Genomic DNA, 18,306 nt, shown 5'->3' with positions numbered 1-18,306 from the left:
GTCCTTCTAGACCCGGAAACCCAAAGCGCGCAGCTGCTCGCGGCCGTCGTCGGTGATCTTGTCCGGGCCCCACGGCGGCATCCAGACCCAGTTGATCCGGATGTCGTCGACCAGGCCGGGGCCGGGGCCACCGGTGAGCGCCTGGCGCGCCTGGTCCTCGATGACGTCGGTCAGCGGGCAGGCCGCGCTGGTCAGCGTCATGTCGATGATCGCGACGCTGGAGTCACCGTTGCTGTCGTCGACGTCGAGCCCGTAGACGAGGCCGAGGTCGACGACGTTGACGCCGAGCTCGGGGTCGACGACGTCACGCATCGCCTCCTCGAGGTCCTCGAGCAGCGCCGACTTGTAGGCCGGCAGGTCGCCGGGCGCTCCGTCGGTCGCGGGTGTGGCGTTCTCGGTGGTCTCGCTCATGCCTGGCCTCCAGCCGGGGTCGTGGTCGCGGACATCGCCCGCGCCGAGGCGTCCTTCAGGGCCATCCAGCTCATCAGCGCGCACTTGATCCGCGCCGGGTACTTGGAGACGCCGGCGAACGCGACGGCGTCCTCCAGCTCGTCCTCGAGCTTCTCGGCGACGGCCGGGTCGCCCTTGGCCTGCATCAGGGTCATGAAGTGCTCGCCGGTCTCCAGCGCCTCGGTCACGCGCTTGCCGACGACCAGGTCGTACATGGCCGAGACCGATGCCTGGCTGATCGAGCAGCCCATGCCCTCGTAGGACACGTCGGCGACCGTGTCGCCGTCGAGCCGCACGCGCAGGGTCACCTCGTCACCGCAGGTCGGGTTGACGTGGTGTACCTCGGCGTCGAACGGATCACGCAGACCGCGTCCGTGCGGGTTCTTGTAGTGGTCCAGGATGATCTCCTGGTACATCGACTCCAGCTGCATCAGCTCGCTGCTCCCTCACTGTCTCCAGAGGGTGCAACACCGAAGAAGCGCTGTGCTTCCCGGATGCCGTCGGCGAGTGCGTCGATGTCGTCGTAGCCGGTGTGCACGTAGAACGTCGCGCGGGTGGTGGCCGGCACGCCGTAGCGCCGCACCACCGGCCAGGCGCAGTGGTGCCCCACCCGAACGGCGATGCCGAGGTCGTCGAGCACCTGGCCGACGTCGTGCGGGTGGACGCCCTCGACGGTGAAGGAAATCGCCCCGCCGCGGGCGACGGTGTCGGGCGGGCCGACCACCGTGACGCCGGGGATCTCGGCCAGCCTGGCCAGCGCGTAGCCGGTGAGCGCCTTCTCGTGCTCCTCGACCTTGTCCATCCCGAGCGCCTGCAGGTAGTCGACGGCGGCGCCGAGCCCGACCACCTGCGCGGTCATCGGCACGCCGGCCTCGAAGCGCTGCGGCGGCGGCATGAAGGTGCTGCCCTCCATCCGCACGACCTCGATCATCGAGCCACCGGTGAGGAAGGGGGGGAGCTTGTCGAGCACCTCGTAGCGGCCCCAGAGGACGCCGACGCCGGTGGGCCCGAGCATCTTGTGACCGGAGAACACCAGGAAGTCCGCGCCCAGCATCTGCACGTCGACCGGCTGGTGCGGCACCGACTGTGCCCCGTCGACCAGCACCAGGGCGCCGACCTCGTGGGCCCGGGCGACGATCCCCTCGAGCGGGTTGATCGTGCCGAGGATGTTCGACTGCTGGGTGACGGCGACCAGCTTGGTGCGCTCGTTGACCACCGTGCCGAGGTCCGAGAGGTCCAGCCGGCCGTCGTCGGTGAGGCCCAGCCAGCGCAGGGTCGCCCCGGTGCGCTCGCACAGCTGCTGCCACGGGATCAGGTCGGCGTGGTGCTCCATCTCGGTGACCACGATCTCGTCGCCCTGGCCCACCGCGTAGGTGCGGAACTCCGGCTCCTTCGCCGTCGCGGCGTTGGAGAGCGCGTAGGCCACCAGGTTGATCGCCTCGGTGGTGTTCCGCGTGAAGACGATCTCGTTCTCGGGGGCCCCGATGAAGGCGCCGATCTTCGCCCGGGCCTCCTCGTACGCCGCGGTCGCCTCCTCGGCGAGCTGGTGGGCCCCCCGGTGCGGCGCGGCGTTGACGTTCTCGTAGAACCAGCGCTCGGCGTCGAGCACCTGGCGCGGCTTCTGCGAGGTCGCCCCGGAGTCGAGGTAGACCAGCCGCTTCCCGTCCCGGACGGTGCGCGTCAGGATCGGGAAGTCCGCCCGGATCGCCTCGACGTCCAGCGGAAGAGGCGCCTGCTGCGCCCCTCCGGGACGCGAGACGAGCTGGGTCATGCGGATGCGACCTCCGGGGTGCCCTTGACGTAGGACGCGTAGCCCTCGTCCTCGAGCTTGGCGGCGAGCTCCGGGCCACCCTCGTCGACGACCTTGCCGGCGACGAAGACGTGCACGAAGTCGGGCTTGATGTACTTCAGGATGCGCGTGTAGTGCGTGATGAGCAGGACGCCGACGTCGCTGTCCTCGCGGCTGCGGTTGACGCCCTCGGAGACGACGCGCAGCGCGTCGACGTCGAGCCCGGAGTCGGTCTCGTCGAGGATCGCGATGGCGGGCTTGAGCAGCCGCATCTGCAGGATCTCGTGGCGCTTCTTCTCACCGCCGGAGAAGCCCTCGTTGACGTTGCGCTCGGCGAACGCCGGGTCCATCTCCAGGCCGGACATCTCGGTCTTGACGTCCTTGACCCAGGTGCGCAGCTTCGGCGCCTCGCCCTTGATGGCGGTGGCGGCGGTGCGCAGGAAGTTCGACACCGAGACGCCGGGGACCTCGACCGGGTACTGCATGGCGAGGAACAGGCCGGCGCGGGCGCGCTCGTCCACGCTCATCTCGAGGACGTCCTCGCCGTCGAGGGTGACGGTGCCCCCCGTGATCGTGTACTTGGGGTGGCCGGCGATCGAGTAGGCCAGGGTCGACTTGCCCGACCCGTTGGGGCCCATGATGGCGTGGGTCTCGCCCGAGCGGACGGTCAGGTCGACGCCGCGGAGGATCTCCTTGGCGTCGTCACCCTCGCCCACGCTGACGTGCAGGTCGCGGATCTCCAGAACGGACACTTCTCTTCTCGCTCCTTCATTCACCGGCCGCGAGCGGGAGGCGGCCGTCGGCTTCGGTGTCGACGAGCACGTCCTCCCCCTCCACGCGGACGGGGTAGACGTCGACCGGCTCGGTGGCCGGCAGGTTGGTGGGTTCACCGGTGCGCAGGTCGAAGCACGACCCGTGCAGGAAGCACTCGATGGTGGGGGCGCCGTCGAAGGTTTCGACGTCCCCGTCGGTCAGGGGGACGTCGGCGTGCGAGCACCGGTCCTCCAGGGCGTAGAGCTGCCCCTCGAACCGGACGACGGCGACGTCGACGTCCGCGAGCTCGACCCGCAGGGAGCCGTTCTCGGGGACGTCGGCCAGCGCGCAGACCCGTTCGAACGCCATGGTCAGGCCACCTCGACCGGCTGCTCGTCGAGGCCGGGCAGGGCGCCGAGGCGCTCGTCGATCGACGCCATCAGCCGGTCCTGCAGGGCGTCGACGCCGATGCGCTGGACGACGTCAGCGAAGAAGCCGCGCACGACCAGGCGGCGGGCCGTCTCGGCCTCGATGCCGCGCGAGCACAGGTAGAACAGCTGCTCGTCGTCGAAGCGGCCGGTGGCGCTGGCATGGCCGGCGCCGACGATCTCGCCGGTCTCGATCTCCAGGTTCGGCACCGAGTCGGCGCGGGCGCCGTCGGTGAGCACGAGGTTCCGGTTGAGCTCGTAGGTCTCCGTGCCGGTGGCCGCGGGGCGGATGCGGACGTCGCCGATCCAGACCGTACGGGCGCCCTCGCCCTGCAGTGCGCCCTTGTAGAGCACGTTGCTGGTGCAGTTCGGGACGGCGTGATCGACCCAGAGGCGGTGCTCCTGGTGCTGGGTCTCGTCGGAGAAGTAGACGCCGAACAGCTCCGCGCTACCGCCGGGGCCGGCGTACTGCACGTTGCTGACCAGGCGGACGAGGTCACCGCCCAGGGTGACCACGACCTGCGTGAAGGTGGCGTCGCGACCGACGACGGCGTCGTACTGGGCGCCGTGCACCGCGCCGGGCGCCCAGTCCTGCACGGAGACGAGCCGCACCTGCGCGCTGTCACCGACGAGGACGGAGACGCCGCCCGCGTACTTCGCGAGGCCGCTGTGGTCGAGCACGATCGTCGCCGTGGCGAAGGCGCCCACCTCGATCACGAGGTGACCCCACACGACGTCCTCGGAGCCGGTGCCGGCGAGCCCCAGCGTGACCGGCCGGTCCAGCTGCGCCTCCTTGGCCACCCGCACGACGGCGGCGCCGCCACTGCGCTGCCGGGCGAGCGCGGCGAGCCGGTCCACCGGCTCGGGCAGGCCCTTGAGCAGCGGGTCGTCGGCCTCGACGCTGGTCAGCTCCACGCCCTCGGGCAGGTCGGTGGTCCAGGTCAGGTGCGCGTCGGACGGGGCGCCGTCCAGCAGCGGGCGGATCCGCTTCATGGGGGTGAAGCGCCAGGTCTCCTCGCGGCCCGTGGGCACGCCGAAGGCGTCCGGGTCGGTGGAGGTGAACCGCTCGGCCGGTGAGCCGGTCGGGGCGGGCCCACCGTGCGAGTGCGCGCCCGGGCCCGCATCCCCCGCGCTGCCGGTGTCGGCGGCCGGGGTGGTGGGCGGCCCGGCCTGGGCCCCCACGCCCGGAGCGAACAGCTCCGAGGCGAGGGTGCTCGGCTGGGTGGTGAGGTCGGTCGTGCCGGTGTTGGAGTCGGTCATCAGCCGACAGCACCTTCCATCTGCAGTTCGATGAGCCGGTTGAGCTCGAGGGCGTACTCCATGGGCAGTTCGCGGGCGATCGGCTCGACGAAGCCGCGCACCACCATCGCCATGGCCTCGTCCTCGGAGAGGCCGCGGCTCATCAGGTAGAAGAGCTGGTCCTCGCTGACCCGGGAGACGGTCGCCTCGTGCCCCATGGAGACGTCGTCCTCACGGACATCGACGTAGGGGTAGGTGTCCGACCGGCTGATCGTGTCGACCAGCAGTGCGTCGCACTTGACCGTCGACTTGGAGCCGTAGGCGCCCTCGTCGACCTGGACCAGGCCGCGGTAGGAGGTGCGGCCACCGCCACGGGCCACCGACTTCGACACGATGGTCGAGGAGGTGTGCGGCGCGGCGTGCACCATCTTGGCGCCCGCGTCCTGGTGCTGGCCCTCGCCGGCGAAGGCGATCGAGAGCACCTCGCCCTTGGCGTGCTCGCCGGTCATCCAGACGGCCGGGTACTTCATGGTCACCTTGGAGCCGAGGTTGCCGTCGACCCATTCCATGGTCGCGCCCTCGTGGGCCACGGCCCGCTTGGTGACCAGGTTGTAGACGTTGTTCGACCAGTTCTGGATGGTCGTGTACCGGCAGCGCGCGTTCTTCTTGACGATGATCTCGACCACCGCGGAGTGCAGCGAGTCCGACTTGTAGATCGGTGCGGTGCAGCCCTCGACGTAGTGCACGTAGGCGCCCTCGTCGACGATGATCAGCGTCCGCTCGAACTGGCCCATGTTCTCGGTGTTGATCCGGAAGTAGGCCTGCAGCGGGATCTCGACGTGCACGCCCTTCGGCACGTAGATGAACGAGCCGCCGGACCAGACCGCGGTGTTCAGCGCGGCGAACTTGTTGTCGCCGGAGGGGATCACCGAGCCGAAGTACTCCTGGAAGATCTCCGGGTGCTCCTTGAGCGCCGAGTCGGTGTCCAGGAAGAGCACGCCCTGGTCCTCCAGCTCCTTCTGGATCTGGTGGTAGACGACCTCGGACTCGTACTGCGCGGCGACGCCGGACACGAGGCGCTGCTTCTCCGCCTCGGGGATGCCGAGCTTGTCGTAGGTGTTCTTGATGTCGTCGGGCAGGTCCTCCCACGAGGCCGCCTGGGCCTCGGTGGAGCGCACGAAGTACTTGATGTTCTGGAAGTCGATCCCGGAGAGGTCCGACCCCCAGTCCGGCATCGGCTTGCGGCCGAAGAGCTTGAGGGCCTTGAGGCGGCGCTCGAGCATCCACTCGGGCTCGCTCTTGCGGGCGGAGATGTCGCGGACGACGTCCTCGTCGATGCCCCGGCGCGCGGACGCACCGGCGACGTCGGCGTCGGCCCAGCCGTACTCGTAGCGGCCGAGCTGCTCGATCTGCTCGTCCTGCGTCAGCTGCGTGGCCGTCGCCGGCTGCTGGGTGCTGGTCATGCGGGCGTCCTCTCCCGGTCGTTCGTGGGGGTGAAGCTGGTGGACGGTGCGGTGCGCGCGCGACGCGCGGCTGCACGCTCACCTGGTACAGGGCGTTCGGGGGCCGTTCTGTTCCCCGGACGCTGGGACCCCGGCCGTATCGGCCCGGGGATGTGGGTGGTGCAGACCCCGTCGCCGTGGGCGATCGTGGCCAGCCGCTGGACGTGCGTGCCGACCAGCCGGCCGATCACCGCCGTCTCGGCCTCGCAGAGCTGCGGGAACTCCGCCGCGACGTGCGCCACCGGGCAGTGGTGCTGGCAGAGCTGCCCACCTCCGGACAGCGCCGAGGCGGTGGCAGCGTAGCCCTCGGCCGTCAGGGCGGCGGCGAGCGCCTGGGCCCGGTCCACCGGCTCACCGGGGCGGGCGCTGACCGCCTGCTCGACCGCGCTCCAGGCGCGTGCCTCCAGCCCGGCGAGCTGCTGCTCGGCGACCGCACGGACGGCGTCGGGACCACCCACATCCGCCACGTACCGCAGCGCGGTCAGCGCCAGGTCGTCGTAGGCGTGCGGGAAGGCCGAGCGGCCGGCGTCGGTGAGGTGGAAGCGGCGGGCCGGCCGCCCCCGGCCGCGGTGGGCGTCGCGCACCTGGCGCTCCTCGATCCGGCCGGTGGCGACCAGGGCGTCGAGGTGCCGGCGCACGGCCGCCGGTGAGACGCCGAGCCGGCCGGCGAGCTCGGTCGCCGTCTGCGGCCCGTGCTCGAGCAGCAGCCCGCTCACGCGGTCACGGGTGCGCCCGTCGTCGGCGGTCGCCGACGGCCGGGGGTGCGCCGCGATGGATTCCACAACACGAGTGTGTCCTATTTCAGGAGGCCTGCAAGCAAGGTCCACCTAAGAAGCGGCCCCTCCGGGACGGTTCGTGAGCAGCCTCACGCCCCCCGGCCCGCCCGCAGAGGCGCGACTCGGGGCGGGCGAGCGGCGGGGGGCGGTGGCCGCGCTGCAGGGCGCCGCGGCGAGCTCGCGAGGCGCGGGGGGCAGCGGGGTCCTTCAACTAGCATCGGGGCGTGCCGGTCCTGCCCGCCTCCTTCTCGCCCACGACCATCTCGCGGGTCGCCTTCGCGAACGTCGTGGCCAACGGCGGGATCGTCCTCACGGGCGGCGTCGTCCGCCTCACCGGATCGGGGCTCGGCTGCCCGACCTGGCCGCGCTGCACCGACGACAGCTTCGTCACCACGCCCGAGATGGGCATCCACGGGGTGGTCGAGTTCGGCAACCGCCTGCTCACCTTCGTCCTGTCGGTGCTGGCCGTGGCCCTCGTCGTCGTGGTGTTCCGGTCGGCCCGCCGCGACCTGCGCGCCCTGGCCGTGGCCGCGTTCCTGGGCATCCCGGCGCAGGGCGTCGTCGGCGGCATCACCGTGCTGACCGGGCTGAACCCGTGGACGGTCGCCGGGCACTTCCTCGTCTCCATGGGGCTGGTCGCGCTCACCACGGTGCTCTGGCTGCGGTCCCGCGAGCCGGGGGTCGGGCAGCCGCTGGTCGGGCGCCCGTTCCGGTTGCTCGTCGGCGCCGTCGCCGCGGCCACCGCGCTGGTCCTGGTCATGGGCACGGTGGTCACCGGCAGCGGTCCGCACAGCGGCGACGCCGAGGCCGGTCGCACCGGGCTCGACGCAGAGCTGGTCAGCCACCTGCACGCCGACGCCGTCTTCCTGCTCATCGGGCTCACCGTCGCGTTGCTCGTCGCGCTGCACACGACCGACTCCCCCGGCCGGGTCCGGCGCGCCGCCCGTGACCTGCTGGTGGTCCAGCTCGCGCAGGGCGTGATCGGCTACGTCCAGTACTTCACCGACCTGCCGATCGTGCTGGTGCTGCTGCACATGCTGGGCGCGGTGCTGATCACCGCCTACACGGCCCGGCTGGTGTGGTCCGTGCGCGGCCCGGCCTCGGAGGCCCCGCTGACGGCCCCCCTCGAGCCGGCGGTCGCCACCCGCTGAACCGGCTGAGTGCGCCGATGAGCAGTTCTCGCGCCCGAGGCTGCTCGTCCGCGCACACCGCCGCAGTCAGTCGTGCCACACCAGAAGCACGGCGAGCGAGCCGTCGGCGGACTCCCAGCGGCGTCCGGTGACGGTCTCGGCGGCGCTCCGCGCATCGGCCCACGCCGGCCACGCGTCCTCCTCGTCGTGCCACACGAGCCTGCCCCCCGCGAGGTAGGTGACCACGGGCCACCCCGCCTGGATCAGGCCCTCGATCTCGACCGCCTCGATGCGGCCGCCACGGGCCGAGTACGTGCGGCCGTCCGCCCCCACGAACTGGCCCATCCGCACGTTCGCGAGGTCCCGGCGCACGATCCGCACGGTAGTGCTCGGCGGCAGCCGGCTGCGCCGCCCTCCAGGGGCCCCGTCCGGAGGCTCGTCCCGAGCCTGCGAGGGGCGAGGAGGACGGGGCCCTTCCTCAGACGAAGACGTCGACGATGATCGCGACCGACAGCAGCGCCATGTAGGAGATCGAGATGTGGAACAGCTGCATCGGTCGGGTCTCCACCCCTCGCTGGATGCGGGAGAGCAGCCGGTGCGCCTCGACCACGAACCAGGCGCCGAGGGCGGCGGCGGTCAGCGTGTAGATCCAGCCGATGCCGTACTCGGCACCGAGCGGGGCGAGCAGCAGCGAGACCGCCACGGTCAGCCAGGTCCAGACGACGGTCTGCCGGCCGACGGAGAGCTCCGAGGCGACGACGGGGAGCATCGGGACGTCGGCGCGCGCGTAGTCCTCGCGGAACCGCATGGCCAGCGCCCAGAAGTGCGGCAGCTGCCAGCAGAAGACGACGCCGAAGAAGATCCAGGCCGGCCAGTCCAGGGAACCGGTGACGGCGGCCCAGCCGATGAGCACCGGCGCGGCCCCGGGCACCCCGCCGAACAGCGTGCTGTGCCGCGTGCGCCGCTTGAGCACCGCGGTGTAGATGACCGCGTAGTAGAAGATCGCCCCCGCGGCGAGGGCCGCGGCCAGCGGGGTGGTGGTCAGGGCCAGCAGGACGATCGCCAGCACCGACAGGACGACGCCGAAGACGAAGGCGTTGCGCGGGCTCACCTCGCCGGTCACCAGGGCCCGGCGCTCGGTCCGGCGCATCAGCCGGTCGATGTCGCGGTCGTACCAGCAGTTGAAGACGTTGGCCGCACCGGCGGCGAGCGTGCCGCCGACCATCGTCGCGGCCAGCAGGCCCCACGACGGCCACCCACCCGCCGCCAGGATCATCGCCGGCAGCGTCGTGATCAGCAGCAGCTCGATGATGCGGGGCTTGGTCAGCCCCACGTACGCGCCCAGCCGGGCGCGCAGGCGGGTGGAGCGGCGGGCAGCGGAGGCGGGAGGGCGCTCGGACAGCGCCGTCACCGGGTGCCCTCGTGCGCGGTCGCGCGCGGGCAGCAGGGCACCACGGGATCCCTTCGAACCTGGAGGCGTAACTCCCCCACTGTAGCCCCGGCCGGTTCACGGGCCGCCGCGCGGCACGACCTCGGATGACTAGGGTTGATCACGTTGCTGCCGCCGGTGCAGCGGGTAGGGGCGACGCGACGACGTCGTCACGCCCCCTGACCCACCGGCCCGGGGGGACGCCCCTGGGCGACCCACCGGCGGCCGGCCGCTCGCCCGGGCACGACGTCAGGCCTACCTCGAGGGAGAACCGACCAGATGGACACGCGCAGCACCGGACCGGAAGCCCCCGCCGAGGCCGCGACCGACGCGCCCACCGGCAGCCCGTCGCAGCCGCAGCCGACCCTCCCCCAGGACTTCGGGGATCTCGACCGCCGCGTCATCGACACCGCGCGCGTGCTGGCGATGGACGCCGTCCAGAAGGTCGGTAACGGCCACCCGGGCACCGCCATGAGCATGGCCCCGACGGCCTACCTGCTCTTCCACAAGTGGCTGCGGCACGACCCCACCGACCCGAACTGGGTCGCCCGCGACCGGTTCGTCCTCTCCATGGGGCACTCCAGCCTGACGCTGTACGTGCAGCTGTTCCTCTCCGGCTACGGCCTGGAAATCGACGACCTCAAGGCGCTGCGCACCTGGGGCTCGAAGACCCCCGGCCACCCCGAGGTCAACCACACCCCGGGCGTCGAGACCACGACCGGCCCGCTGGGCCAGGGTGTCGGCAACGCGGTCGGCATGGCGATGGCCGCCCGCCGGGAGCGCGGGATGCTCGACCCGGACGCCCCCGAGGGCGAGAGCCTCTTCGACCACTCCATCTGGTGCTTCGCCTCCGACGGCGACATGGAGGAGGGCGTCAGTGGCGAGGCGTCGTCGCTGGCCGGCACGCAGCGGCTGGGCAACCTGACCCTCGTCTACGACGACAACAAGATCTCCATCGAGGACGACACGACCGTCGCCTTCACCGAGGACGTCGGCAAGCGCTACGAGGCCTACGGCTGGCACGTGCAGCACGTCGACGACGGTGAGGACCTCGCCGCCGTCGACGCCGCCTTCGCCGCGGCCAAGGCCGAGACCGGTCGCCCCTCCCTCATCGTGCTGCGGACGGTCATCGCCTGGCCGGCCCCCACCAAGCAGAACACCGGCGCCTCGCACGGCTCGGCGCTCGGCGACGACGAGGTGCGCGCGACCAAGGAGATCCTCGGCTTCGACCCCGAGCGGACCTTCCAGGTCGACGACGACGTCCTCGCCCACGCCCGGTCCGTCGTGGAGAAGGGCCGCGCGGCCCGCGCCGAGTGGGACGAGCGGTTCACCGCGTGGGAGAAGGCCAACCCCGAGGGCGCCGCCCTGCTGGCCCGGATGCGCGAGCGCCGGCTGCCCGAGGGCTGGGCCGAGGACCTGCCCGCCTTCCCCGCCGACGAGAAGGGCGTGGCCACCCGCAAGGCGTCGGGGAAGGTGCTGGCCGCGCTCTACCCACGGCTGCCCGAGCTCTGGGGCGGCTCCGCCGACCTCGCCGAGAGCAACAACACCGCGGTGGAGGGCGAGCCGTCGTTCCTGCCCGCCGACCGGCAGACCAAGATGTGGTCCGGCGGTCCCTTCGGCCGCACGATCCACTTCGGCGTCCGCGAGCACGCCATGGGAGCGATCATGAACGGCATCGCCCTGCACGGCGGCACCCGCGTGTACGGCGGCACGTTCCTCACCTTCTCCGACTACATGCGCGGCGCGGTCCGGCTGGCCGCGCTCATGCAACTGCCGGTCACCTACGTCTGGACCCACGACTCGATCGGCCTCGGCGAGGACGGCCCCACCCACCAGCCGATCGAGCACTTCGCCGCGCTGCGCGCCATCCCCGGCCTCGACGTCGTCCGCCCCGCGGACGCCAACGAGGTCACCGCCGCCTGGCGGACGATCCTGGAGAACAACGACCGGCCGGCCGGGCTGCTGCTGTCCCGGCAGAACCTGCCGGTGTTCGACCGCGAGCGGTTCGGCTCGGCCGACGGCGTCGCCCGCGGCGCCTACGTGCTGGCCGAGGCCTCGACCGGCAGCCCCGACGTGATCCTGCTCGGCACCGGGTCCGAGGTGCAGATCGCCATGGCCGCCCGCGACCGCCTGGAGGCCGACGGCGTCCCGACCCGGGTCGTCTCCGTGCCGTGCGTCGAGTGGTTCGCCGACCAGGACCAGGCCTACAAGGACGAGGTGCTCCCCCCGACGGTCCGCGCCCGGGTGAGCGTCGAGGCGGGCGTGCCGATGGGCTGGCGCGAGTTCGTCGGCGACGCCGGCCGGATCGTCGGGCTCACCCACTACGGCGCCAGCGCCGCGTACACCGTCCTGTACGAGCAGTTCGGCCTGACCGACGAGGCCGTGGTCGCCGCCGCCCGCGAGAGCCTCGAGGCCGCCCGCTCCGGCGCCACCGTCCCGGCCGGTCCGGTCGCCGCCACGGGCGGGCTCCCCCAGGCCACCGGCGACCGCTGAGAAAGGACCTCGCTGCCCCCCACCACCCACAGGCTCGCGGCGGGTCCCTGCAGCGAGGCCGCTCCAGTCCCTTCCTGAAAGGCACCTGACATGGCACAGAACCAGAACCTGGCCGAGCTGTCGTCCGCGGGGGTCGCCGTCTGGCTCGACGACCTCTCGCGTGACCGCATCCGCAGCGGCAACCTGCAGTCGCTGGTCGACGAGCACAGCGTCGTGGGCGTCACCACGAACCCGACCATCTTCGCGGCGGCGATCAGCGGGTCGGACTCCTACGACGACCAGCTGCACGCGCTCGCCGTCCGCGAGGTCAGCGTCGAGGAGGCGCTGCGGACGATCACCGCCGCCGACGTCCGGGACGCCTGCGACCTGCTCCGCCCGATCGCCGACCGGCAGCCGGGCGACGGCCGGGTCTCCCTCGAGGTGGCCCCCGGCCTGGCGCACGACACCGACGCCACCGCCGCCGAGGCCGCCCACCTGTGGTGGCTGGTCGACCGGCCCAACCTCTACATCAAGATCCCGGCGACCGAGGCCGGCCTGCCCGCGATCACCGAGACGATCGCCAACGGCATCAGCGTCAACGTCACGCTCATCTTCAGCCTGGAGCGCTACCGCGCCGTGATGGACGCCTACCTCGCGGGCCTGGAGAAGCGGGTGGCCGAGGGCGGATCGCTCGAGGGCATCGCGTCGGTGGCGTCGTTCTTCGTGTCCCGGGTGGACAGCGAGATCGACAAGCGCCTCGACGCGGCCGGCGCCGACGCCTCGCTCAAGGGCAAGGCCGGCATCGCCAACGCGCAGCTGGCCTACCAGGCCTACGAGGAGGTGTTCTCCTCCGACCGCTGGCGGGCCCTCGAGGCGCAGGGCGCGGCTCGGCAGCGGCCGCTGTGGGCCTCGACCGGAGTCAAGAACCCCGACTACTCCGACACCATGTACATCAGCGAGCTCATCGCGCCGGGCACGGTCAACACCATGCCGGAGAAGACGATGATGGCCTACGCGGACCACGGCGCCCCCGGGACGCCCGTGCAGAAGGCCTACGACGACGCGGCGGGGGTCATGCAGGCGGTGCGCGACGCCGGCGTGGACCTCGACGACGTCTTCCGCGTGCTCGAGGACGAGGGCGTGCAGAAGTTCGTCGACTCCTGGGACGAGCTCACCGACTCGGTACGAAGCGAGCTCGAGGACAAGAAGTGACCCTGGCGGTCAGCTGCACGGGGTTGGAGATCCCCGGCGCTCTCCGCCGGCAACTGGACGAGGACGACGTCGCCGCCCGGCTGGTCCGCAAGGACCCGACGCTGTGGGGCCCCGACGCGGAGAGCGAGGCCGCGGTCCGGCTCGGCTGGATCGACCTGCCGGCCACCTCCCGGTCGCTGCTCACCGCGCTGGCCGAGCTGCGCACCCAGCTGGTCGCCGAGGGGCTGGACCGCATCGTGCTCTGCGGCATGGGTGGCTCGTCGCTGGCCCCGGAGGTGATCTGCCGGACGGCGGGCGTGCCGCTGGTCGTCCTGGACTCCACCGATCCCGGTCAGGTGGCCGCCGCCATGACCGAACTGGAGCGCACCGTCGTGGTGGTCAGCTCCAAGTCCGGCGGAACGCTGGAGACCGACAGCCAGCGGCGGGCGTTCGCAGCCGCGTTCGCCCGTGCCGGCCTGGACGAGAGCCAGATCGGCGCGCGGTTCGTCGTCGTCACCGATCCCGGGTCCCCCCTGGCGGAGGCGGCCGCCGCCATGGGGGCCCGCGCGGTATTCCTCGCCGACCCCACCGTCGGTGGCCGGTACAGCGCGCTCTCCGCCTTCGGACTGGTGCCCGCCGCCCTCGCCGGTGCCGACGTCGCCGCGCTGATCGACGACGCGGCGCAGCTGGCCCAGCAGCTCGCCGCCCCGCGCAACCCGGCCATGGAACTGGGGATCGTGCTGGCCGCGGCGTTCGGCGCCGGGCGCGACAAGCTGGCCCTCGCCGACGCCGGCGTCCCCCCGATCGAGGGCTTCGGCGACTGGGCCGAGCAGCTCATCGCCGAGTCGACGGGCAAGGAGGGCCGCGGGATCCTCCCCGTCGTCCTCGAGCGGCCGGAGGCGTCCGCCAGCTCGGCCCCCGACGTCCTGCTGGGCCTGGTGGGAGCCGACGCCCCCGGCCCGGGGCCGGCGCTCGGCGTCACCGGGCCGCTCGGCGCGCAATTCCTCGGCTGGGAGTACGCGACCGCGGTCGCCGGCCGGGTGCTGGGGATCAACCCCTTCGACCAGCCGAACGTGACCGAGAGCAAGGAGAACACCTCCGTGCTCCTCGCCGCCGGGCTGCCCGACGAGCAGCCGGCGGCGACGATCGGCGCGGTGGAGATCCGCGGGACCGCCTCGGTCCTCGACGGGGTCGACCTCTCCTCGCTCGACGGTCTCTCGCTGACCCTCGACGCGCTGCTGGCCGCCGTCCAGCCCCGCGGGTACCTCGCCGTCATGGCATACCTCGACCGGCACCGGGACGCGCGCGCCGCCGAGGTGCGCAGGTCGCTGGCGAGCCGGACCGAGCAGGTGGTGACCTTCGGGTGGGGCCCCCGCTTCCTGCACTCGACCGGCCAGTACCACAAGGGCGGTCCTCCGGTCGGCGTCTTCCTGCAGCTCACCGGGGCACTCGGCGAGGACCTCCCGGTGCCGGACCGCCCGTACACCTTCGGCATGCTGCAGGCGGCGCAGGCAGCCGGCGACCGCAAGGCGCTCGCCGATCGTGGCTGCCCGCTGCTCCACCTGCACCTCACCGACCGCGAGGCCGGCATCGACCAGCTGCTCACCGCGCTGGGCTGCTGATCTGGGGCACCGACCAGCGAGCCGCCCCTCGATCCGCGCCCGACCCACTCCGCCGCCCGGTCCGACACGCCGGACGACGGGTCCCCCCGACCACGAGGACGGACGATGATCCCCAACCCGCTGCGCGACCCGCGGGACCGCCGGCTGCCCCGCGTGCCCGAACCCTGCGCCCTGGTCGTCTTCGGCATCACCGGCGACCTCGCGCGCAAGAAGCTGCTCCCCGCCGTCTACGACCTGGCCAACCGCGGCCTGCTGCCCACGAACTTCGCCCTGCTCGGCTTCGCCCGCCGCGACTGGGGCGACACCGAGTTCGCCGAGCTGGCCCGGGAAGCGGCCCGGCGCAACGCCCGCACGCCCTGGCGCGAGGAGGTCTGGGAGCGCCTGGCCGGCACGGTCCGCTTCGTCCAGGGCAGCTTCGACGACGACAACGCCTTCGACGAGCTGGCCGAGCACCTTGACGAGCTGGAGGGCAGCCACGGCATCGGTGGCAACGCGGCGTTCTACCTGTCGATCCCGCCCGCGATGTTTCCCATCGTGCTGAAGCAGATGCAGCGCACCGGCATGGCCGAGAGCACGTCCGAGCGCTGGCGCCGGGTCGTGGTCGAGAAGCCGTTCGGGACCGACCTGGGGTCCAGCCGGCAGCTCAACGCGCTGGTGGACTCGGTCTTCACGGCGGACGACGTCTTCCGCATCGACCACTACCTGGGCAAGGAAACCGTCCAGAACCTGATGGCGCTGCGGTTCGCCAACAGCCTCTTCGAGCCCGTGTGGAACGGCCACCACGTCGACTCGGTGCAGATCACCATGGCGGAGGACGTGGGGATCGGCGGACGGGCCGGGTTCTACGAGAAGACCGGTGCGGCGCGGGACGTGCTGCAGAACCACCTGCTGCAGCTGCTGGCGCTGACCGCGATGGAGGAGCCGGTCGAGTTCTCCGCCGAGGAGATCCGCACCGAGAAGCTCAAGGTGCTGCGGGCGATCTCGCTGCCCGAGGACCTGCGCACGTTCGCGGTCCGCGGGCAGTACCAGCAGGGGTGGCTGGCCGGCCAGCGCGCCCGGGCCTACCGGCAGGAGGACGGCGTCGACCCCGGATCGACCACCGAGACCTACGCGGCGGTGCGGCTGGGCGTGGAGACCCGGCGCTGGGCCGGGGTGCCGTTCTACCTGCGCACCGGCAAGCGGCTCCCGCGCCGGGTCACCGAGATCGCGTTGGTGTTCAAGCGGGCACCGCACCTGCCGTTCGCCGAGACCGACACCGAGGAGCTGGGCAACAACCAGCTGGTCGTGCGGGTGCAGCCCGACGAAGGGGTCACCCTCAAGTTCGGCTCTAAGGTCCCCGGGAGCGTGATGGAGGTCCGGGACGTGTCCATGGACTTCCTGTACGGCGAGCAGTTCACCGAGAGCAGCCCCGAGGCCTACGAGCGGCTGCTCCTCGACGTCCTGCTCGGCGACGCCACCCTCTTCCCCCGCAACGCGGAGGTGGAGGCGTCCTGGGCGGTCATCGACCCGTTGCAGGAGTTCTGGCAGGGCAGCGACCCCTATCCCTATCGGGCGGGCGAGTGGGGCCCGCGGGCCGCCGACGAGATGCTCGCGGCCGAGGGCCGCCGCTGGCGGCGACCGTGACCGGCCCGCGCACCGACAGCCCGCACCCGACGCGAGCGGAGGAGACCCCGTGACGACCCTCTGGGACACCACCGGATCCGCGGTGGTGAAGGAACTGGCCGCCCAGCGGCGCACCGGCGGTGCGGTCCTGTCCGGCGTCGCGCTGACGCTGGTCGTCGTCGCCGACGAGAGCCGGGTGACCGAGGCGGAGGAGGCGGCGACGCATGCCGCCGAGCTGCACCCCTGCCGGCTGCTCATCGTGGTGCGCCGGCAGATCGACGCCCCCGGCCCGCGACTGGACGCCGAGGTCCTCATCGGCGGCCGCCTGGGCCCTGGCGAGGCGGTGGTGATGCGCATGTACGGGCGGCTCGCACTGCACGCCGAGTCGGTCGTGCTCCCGCTGCTGGCGGCCGACGCCCCGGTGGTCACCTGGTGGCACGAAGCACCGCCGGAGCGGATCGCCACCGACGCCCTCGGGGTCTTCGCCGACCGCCGGATCACCGACACCTCGCTCGCCGAGGACCCCTTGGCGGCCCTCCGGGTCCGGGCGGAGGACTACGCCCCCGGTGACTCCGACCTGGCGTGGACCCGGAGCACCGCCTGGCGCGCGGCGCTCGCCTCGACGCTGGACTCCGTGTCCGGCCGGCGCGGCGGGGCGGTCCACCTGCAGGGCGGCACGATCGAGGGCGACCCGCACAACGCCACCACCCGGTTGCTGGCGGGGTGGCTCTCCTCCCGTGGCGGCTGCCCGATCGACGTCACCACCGCCGAGCGCCGCACCGGACCGAGCGGCGTCGAGGCCATCACCCTGCAGCTCGACCAGGACGAGGAGGTGCGGATCCGCGCCGACCACCGCGGCGGCGCGGTGATCACCCAGCCCTACCGGCCCGACTCGAGCGTGGCCCTCCCCGATCGGCCGCTCGGAGACCTGCTCAGCGAGGAGCTGCACCGGCTGGATCCCGACGAGCCCTACAGCGATGCGCTGGAGGCGGCGACCGGCCTCACGGGGCTGTCGGACCGTGCACCGGTCCGGAAGCACGTGTGGTTCGACCCCGCTGCCCCGGACGGGTCCCCCGTCCGGGAAGGCGCCACGGAAGGAGGAACCGGATGAGCCTGTCCCCTGGGGACCGGGTGTCCGCCGAGCTGGCGGACGGCGACCGGCCCGTGCCCGCCGTCGTGATCGAGCCGGACGCCGACCGGCTGGCCCGCGCGGTCGCCGAGGCGCTCGTCGCCCGGCTCGCCGCCGCCCAGGCCGTGCACGGCACGGCGTCGGTCGTGCTGACCGGCGGCGGCATCGGCATCGCCGTGCTGGAACGGGTCGCCGGACTCGCGGCGGAGCCGGTGCGGGAGGTCGTGGACTGGACCGCCGTCGACGTGTGGTGGGGCGACGAGCGCTTCGTCCCCGCCGACGACGACGAGCGCAACGAGAAGCAGGCCCGCGCGGCGCTGCTGGACCGCGTCCCCGTCCCCGCGGAACGGGTGCACGCGATGCCGGCGTCCGACTCCAGGTGTGGATCGCCCGAGGAGGCCGCCGCGGCCTACCTGACGGAGCTGCGGGTCCACGCCGGGGAGGGCCGGGACCTGCCGCGCTTCGACGTGCTGCTGCTCGGCATGGGGCCCGAAGGTCACACGGCGTCGATCTTCCCGGACTCCCCCGCGGCCCGGGACGCCCGGCCGGTGCTCGCCGTGCACGACTGCCCCAAGCCGCCGCCCACGCGCGTCAGCCTCGGCTTTCCGGCGATCAACAGCGCCGAGGAGGTCTGGCTGCTCGTCGCGGGCGAGGGCAAGGCCGAGGCCGTGGCGGCGGCGCTGAACGGCGCCGACCCGGTCGACCTCCCCGCGGCAGGGGTCCACGGCACCCGGGCGACGCGCTGGCTGCTCGACGCCGATGCCGCCTCACGCCTGCCCCGGCCCGCCGGCTGA

General features: G+C 72.6%; 17 protein-coding genes. 7 read left to right on the top strand and 10 right to left on the bottom strand.

Going from position 1 to position 18,306, the window contains the following annotated elements; translation table 11 throughout:
• Window positions 1-6: 6 nt before the first annotated feature.
• The 8 genes from ACI8AP_RS15965 to ACI8AP_RS15930 are packed head-to-tail and all read right to left on the bottom strand — an operon-like array spanning window position 7 to window position 6,943.
• A complete protein-coding gene (locus tag ACI8AP_RS15965) occupies window positions 7-411 on the bottom strand; it encodes a metal-sulfur cluster assembly factor (protein WP_269193641.1) in 405 nt (134 codons plus the stop codon).
• Window positions 408-881, bottom strand: a complete 474-nt coding sequence (gene sufU, locus ACI8AP_RS15960; RefSeq protein WP_456590346.1) for a Fe-S cluster assembly sulfur transfer protein SufU — start codon at window positions 879-881, stop codon at window positions 408-410. Before sufU ends, ACI8AP_RS15965 begins: the two co-directional genes overlap by 4 nt.
• The gene (locus tag ACI8AP_RS15955) at window positions 881-2,221 is read right to left on the bottom strand and encodes a cysteine desulfurase (RefSeq protein WP_456590345.1); all 1,341 of its coding nucleotides are present in this window, start codon (window positions 2,219-2,221) and stop codon (window positions 881-883) included. Before ACI8AP_RS15955 ends, sufU begins: the two co-directional genes overlap by 1 nt.
• Window positions 2,218-2,991, bottom strand: coding sequence for a Fe-S cluster assembly ATPase SufC (gene sufC / locus ACI8AP_RS15950; RefSeq protein WP_456590344.1), 774 nt, complete (start codon window positions 2,989-2,991; stop codon window positions 2,218-2,220). Before sufC ends, ACI8AP_RS15955 begins: the two co-directional genes overlap by 4 nt.
• Before the next feature lie 16 nt (window positions 2,992-3,007).
• Window positions 3,008-3,361: a Rieske (2Fe-2S) protein gene (locus tag ACI8AP_RS15945; RefSeq protein WP_456590343.1), complete on the bottom strand. Its 354-nt coding sequence runs from the start codon at window positions 3,359-3,361 to the stop codon at window positions 3,008-3,010.
• A 2-nt stretch (window positions 3,362-3,363) separates the two neighbouring features.
• Window positions 3,364-4,680, bottom strand: a complete 1,317-nt coding sequence (gene sufD, locus ACI8AP_RS15940) for a Fe-S cluster assembly protein SufD (RefSeq protein ID WP_456590342.1) — start codon at window positions 4,678-4,680, stop codon at window positions 3,364-3,366.
• Window positions 4,680-6,122: a Fe-S cluster assembly protein SufB gene (sufB, locus tag ACI8AP_RS15935; RefSeq protein WP_456590341.1), complete on the bottom strand. Its 1,443-nt coding sequence runs from the start codon at window positions 6,120-6,122 to the stop codon at window positions 4,680-4,682. The genes sufD and sufB overlap by 1 nt, the downstream gene beginning before the upstream one ends.
• The gene (locus ACI8AP_RS15930) at window positions 6,119-6,943 is read right to left on the bottom strand and encodes a helix-turn-helix transcriptional regulator (RefSeq protein WP_456590340.1); all 825 of its coding nucleotides are present in this window, start codon (window positions 6,941-6,943) and stop codon (window positions 6,119-6,121) included. Before ACI8AP_RS15930 ends, sufB begins: the two co-directional genes overlap by 4 nt.
• 218 nt (window positions 6,944-7,161) lie before the next feature.
• On the opposite strand from ACI8AP_RS15930, the gene ACI8AP_RS15925 reads away from it, so the two are divergent.
• Window positions 7,162-8,088, top strand: a complete 927-nt coding sequence (locus tag ACI8AP_RS15925; protein ID WP_456590339.1) for a COX15/CtaA family protein — start codon at window positions 7,162-7,164, stop codon at window positions 8,086-8,088.
• A 66-nt stretch (window positions 8,089-8,154) separates the two neighbouring features.
• Here ACI8AP_RS15925 and ACI8AP_RS15920 read toward each other — a convergent pair whose 3' ends face one another.
• A complete protein-coding gene (locus tag ACI8AP_RS15920; RefSeq protein ID WP_456590338.1) occupies window positions 8,155-8,439 on the bottom strand; it encodes a hypothetical protein in 285 nt (94 codons plus the stop codon).
• 106 nt (window positions 8,440-8,545) lie between these two features.
• Window positions 8,546-9,478 carry a heme o synthase gene (locus tag ACI8AP_RS15915; protein WP_456590337.1) on the bottom strand — a complete coding sequence of 311 codons (933 nt, stop codon included), beginning with the start codon at window positions 9,476-9,478 and terminating at the stop codon, window positions 8,546-8,548.
• A 297-nt stretch (window positions 9,479-9,775) separates the two neighbouring features.
• On the opposite strand from ACI8AP_RS15915, the gene tkt reads away from it, so the two are divergent.
• The 6 genes from tkt to pgl all read left to right on the top strand — a co-directional run bounded on the left by tkt (window position 9,776) and on the right by pgl (window position 18,306).
• On the top strand, window positions 9,776-11,989 hold the full coding sequence (tkt, locus tag ACI8AP_RS15910; RefSeq protein WP_456590336.1) for a transketolase: 2,214 nt from the start codon (window positions 9,776-9,778) through the stop codon (window positions 11,987-11,989).
• A gap of 90 nt (window positions 11,990-12,079) precedes the next feature.
• Window positions 12,080-13,180, top strand: coding sequence for a transaldolase (tal, locus tag ACI8AP_RS15905; protein WP_456590335.1), 1,101 nt, complete (start codon window positions 12,080-12,082; stop codon window positions 13,178-13,180).
• Window positions 13,177-14,781, top strand: coding sequence for a glucose-6-phosphate isomerase (locus tag ACI8AP_RS15900; protein WP_456590334.1), 1,605 nt, complete (start codon window positions 13,177-13,179; stop codon window positions 14,779-14,781). The genes tal and ACI8AP_RS15900 overlap by 4 nt, the downstream gene beginning before the upstream one ends.
• Window positions 14,782-14,886: 105 nt before the next feature.
• The gene (zwf, locus tag ACI8AP_RS15895) at window positions 14,887-16,404 is read left to right on the top strand and encodes a glucose-6-phosphate dehydrogenase (RefSeq protein ID WP_456590333.1); all 1,518 of its coding nucleotides are present in this window, start codon (window positions 14,887-14,889) and stop codon (window positions 16,402-16,404) included.
• Window positions 16,405-16,453: 49 nt separating this feature from the next.
• Window positions 16,454-17,494, top strand: a complete 1,041-nt coding sequence (locus ACI8AP_RS15890) for a glucose-6-phosphate dehydrogenase assembly protein OpcA (protein WP_456590332.1) — start codon at window positions 16,454-16,456, stop codon at window positions 17,492-17,494.
• Window positions 17,491-18,306, top strand: coding sequence for a 6-phosphogluconolactonase (gene pgl, locus ACI8AP_RS15885; protein WP_456590331.1), 816 nt, complete (start codon window positions 17,491-17,493; stop codon window positions 18,304-18,306). The genes ACI8AP_RS15890 and pgl overlap by 4 nt, the downstream gene beginning before the upstream one ends.

The sequence above is a fragment of the Blastococcus sp. SYSU DS1021 genome (genome assembly GCF_054050995.1).
The sequence above is the reverse complement of the archived record's forward strand: the minus strand, read 5'-3'. Positions and strand labels throughout refer to the sequence as shown.